The sequence below is a fragment of the Massilia paldalensis genome (assembly GCF_044901715.1).
Classification (GTDB): Bacteria; Pseudomonadota; Gammaproteobacteria; order Burkholderiales; family Burkholderiaceae_D; genus Telluria; species Telluria paldalensis.
In genome coordinates, this window is record NZ_JBJCIU010000028.1 from 1 (window position 1) to 3,084 (window position 3,084).

The 3,084-nt window shown below is 63.5% G+C and carries 4 protein-coding genes; 2 read left to right on the forward strand and 2 right to left on the reverse strand.

Annotated elements, in window-relative coordinates; genetic code table 11:
* On the forward strand, positions 1–577 hold a 577-nt coding region (locus tag ACI1V7_RS28255; RefSeq protein ID WP_404536035.1), incomplete at its 5' end, for a hypothetical protein.
* Here the strand turns inward: ACI1V7_RS28255 and ACI1V7_RS28260 are convergent.
* Together ACI1V7_RS28260 and ACI1V7_RS28265 are read right to left on the reverse strand one after the other, a co-directional pair.
* Entirely contained in the window at positions 574–777 is a 204-nt protein-coding gene (locus ACI1V7_RS28260) for a hypothetical protein (RefSeq protein ID WP_404536036.1), read from the reverse strand. The genes ACI1V7_RS28255 and ACI1V7_RS28260 overlap by 4 nt on opposite strands.
* A gap of 11 nt (positions 778–788) precedes the next feature.
* Positions 789–1,382 (reverse strand): replication/maintenance protein RepL, encoded by a 594-nt coding sequence (locus ACI1V7_RS28265; RefSeq protein WP_404536038.1) that lies wholly within the window; start codon positions 1,380–1,382, stop codon positions 789–791.
* Positions 1,383–2,133: 751 nt separating this feature from the next.
* On the opposite strand from ACI1V7_RS28265, the gene mobV reads away from it, so the two are divergent.
* A partial coding sequence (gene mobV / locus ACI1V7_RS28270) for a MobV family relaxase (protein WP_404536040.1) occupies positions 2,134–3,084 on the forward strand: 951 nt, incomplete at its 3' end.

Below are 3,084 nucleotides of genomic sequence, written 5' to 3' on the forward strand. Positions count from 1 at the left end.
CCGGGAGCAGGTGGGCCAGCTGAAGCAGTCCAACGGCGTGTACGTGAAGAAGGCCGAGAGCCTGTCGAAGCGCGTCACGCAGCTGGCCGCCGTGGTCGAGATGCTCACGCCGGTCGAGATGGAGCGGCTGGCCGAGCGCAAGCGCGCCCAGGAGGCCGAGAAAGTCCGCTTGGCGGAGTTGGCCAGGTCGAAGGCGGCGGAGGTGGCCAAGCTGGCCAAGATCGAGACGGAGGCGGCGCGGCGGGTGCAGGGCGTCCAGCAGCTGCTCCAGCGCGGCGGCGCAGAGCACACCTTCGGCGTGCGTGCCGCCAAGGCACTGAGGGAGGTGGACGGGAATGCCTCCAAAGTCGATTGGGAGGCCGTAGAACGCATGACCGTCATCGAGTCGATAGGGAGGCATGGGCAGAGCCCCGAAAACGTCACCAAGGCCCTCCTATCGCATTCTCCGCTACGTGCCGATCCGGCCAGCCATGACCAGCTGCGCCGCACGATCCAGCACAACGCCCCCCAGCTGGAGGCGAAGTACCAGCACGACCGGGAAGCCAAGCAGCAGCAGCGTGGCCCCCGGCTGGGCTAATCCGTGATTTTTGGTGAGTTTTTGCGCGGCTTCTTCTTGGGCGTCATCGACTCCAAGGCGATGGTCATGGCCGTGTAAATCTCCGGCTGAGAGGGCGCGTAGCCGTCCTCTCGGGTTACGGTGATGGTCAGGCGCTTGGGCAGGTTTAGCACCTGCTGGCGCGGCTCTCCTGCGGCAATCGTTACCACTTCGACACTCATTGGCTTTCTCCCTATTCCTGCTGGGCGCGTTCGCGCTCAGCGTCAGTTTTCCCCTCCAGCAGATCGATGGTGTTGGGGTCTCGATTCCGTTTCACTCGCTCGATGACGGTCGTGAAGGCGATCCGGTCGCCGTTGAAGATGAAGTTGGGGTTGATGAAATACCAACCCTTCCGAACGGTTTTGGCGATGATCTGAGCCTTCTCAAGCTCGGCAATGCCGCGCTTGAGGGTGGCGATGCTTAGGCTCATTGGGGGTTTCCGGTCTTGGTGTGCCTCCAAGAAGTCATCCAGCACGATCTGGTCTAGGGCTATCTCGTCCTTGGCCATAGCGTGGTTCTGGAGGGTCCAGATCACGACGGTAAGCGCCTTGATACCGGCTGACTGGAGGTCGAACGTCATGGCGACGTTCGCCGTGAATAGCTTGACAAATTGCTCACTATCCACCGGCTTATAGGTCGTCACGTGGGTGCCATGCACCTCTCCGGTGGACTGGTTGATCAGGACATTGTCATCCCTTCCAAGCTTCGACAGCCGTACCTGCTTGCCCTTGATGGGGATAATCATTCCCTCCAAAAAGGGGTTTGTTTTGAAGCGTTCACCGCTCATTTTCACCTCTGTTTTTGAGCTAACAAATTCGATTTTAGATCGAGCAAAGCTCAAAATCAACGTTTTTTTGAGCTTACAAATTCGGACGTCTGAGCTTTGAAGGTACTGATCCTGAAAATACGCCCCAGCATTCATGCGGGTTTGCGGGGTTTTCCTTCTTAGTTCTTGTCTGTGCCAGACAAGAACCTAAAACATAGCCCCCGGAGGGGGCAGGAAAGGCCCCCGCGTGCGCGACGGCCAGTGGCCGGACTCGCAGACCTTCGGCGGGATACGGGGTGCCCCTGCGGGGCAGTCCTACCGGACCGGCCCCTACCGCCTCACCCCGGCTGGGGCCGGGGCTTCGGGCACCTGCTCGCCGTGGGCGGTGGCCGAAACCCCGCGCCCTCTCGGGACGCGGCGGCCCCCTCGGCAGGCGGATTTCCAACGTTGGAAACCCCGTCTGCCAGAACGGAGGTGGGCAAGGGTCAAGGGCCAGCCCGGAGGCCGCAGCCCGAAGCGCAGCGGAGGGACCGGGCGAGGACTGGGGGCGAAGCCCGAACCCTTGACGCTTGAACAACTCCACCCACGCTCTGGCCGTGGGGGTTGGCGGGTTTCGGCCAACCCCCGCGAGCCTCCCGGCGGCGAGGGCGGGTGTGGGCAGCGCCCACGGTTTTGCCTTTCCCCGGCAGGGGCGAACAACAATTTCCGTAGGGAATTGTGTAGTGAGTCCACATCGTTTACGATGAGGGCTTTCAACCGCCGCGAGCCGATCATGGGATACGCCATCCTGCGCACACAAAAGCTGAAGTCAGGGATCGCCGTGAGGCGCTCCCTGACGCACGTTTTCCGTGAGCAGGACACGCCGAACGCCGACCCCAGCCGCACCCCCGATAACACCCACATCGGGGCGGCTGACGTCGGCGAAGCGCTGGCGAAATTCAATGACAGGCTGGCAACACAGGAGAAGGTACGCAGCAACGCCGTGCTGGCGGTCGAGTACCTGATCACGGGTAGCCCGGAGGACATTCACGGCAAGTCTCGGGAGGAGCAGGATGCGTACTTCCGGGACGGCCTTGAGTGGCTGAAGCAGCGGCACGGGGCGGAAAACGTGATCTACGCCGGCATCCACCGGGACGAACAGACGCCCCACATGTACGCCTACGTGGTGCCGATCGACGAGCGCGGCAAGCTGAACTGCCGGGCGTTTCTGGGCGGCGCCAAGGCGCTGAACCAGATGCAGACCGAGTTCGCGCAGGAGGTCGGCCAGCAGCACGGCCTGCAGCGCGGCATCGAGGGCAGCAAGGCGCGGCACGTGACCGTCCAGCAGTACTACAGCCGGGTCAACAAGGCGTTCGAGCCGCTGCCGGAGGTCAAGACGATCCCGCCCAAGGTGCGGCCAGAGCCGGAGAAGCCGGGGCTGTTCGCCGGGTCGGACGCCAAGGAGGCGTACCGCCTCGATCACGACGCATGGACGCGGGAGAAGGCTGTGGCCGACAAGCTGATCGAGCAGCGCAAGCTGGAGGTCAAGGCGCAGCGGGACGCGGCCGTGGCGACGGCCAGACGCCATGAGGCGCAGGCCAAGGAGGCCGCGGCGCTCCGGGAGCAGGTGGGCCAGCTGAAGCAGTCCAACGGCGTGTACGTGAAGAAGGCCGAGAGCCTGTCGAAGCGCGTCACGCAGCTGGCCGCCGTGGTCGAGATGCTCACGCCGGTCGAGATGGAGCGG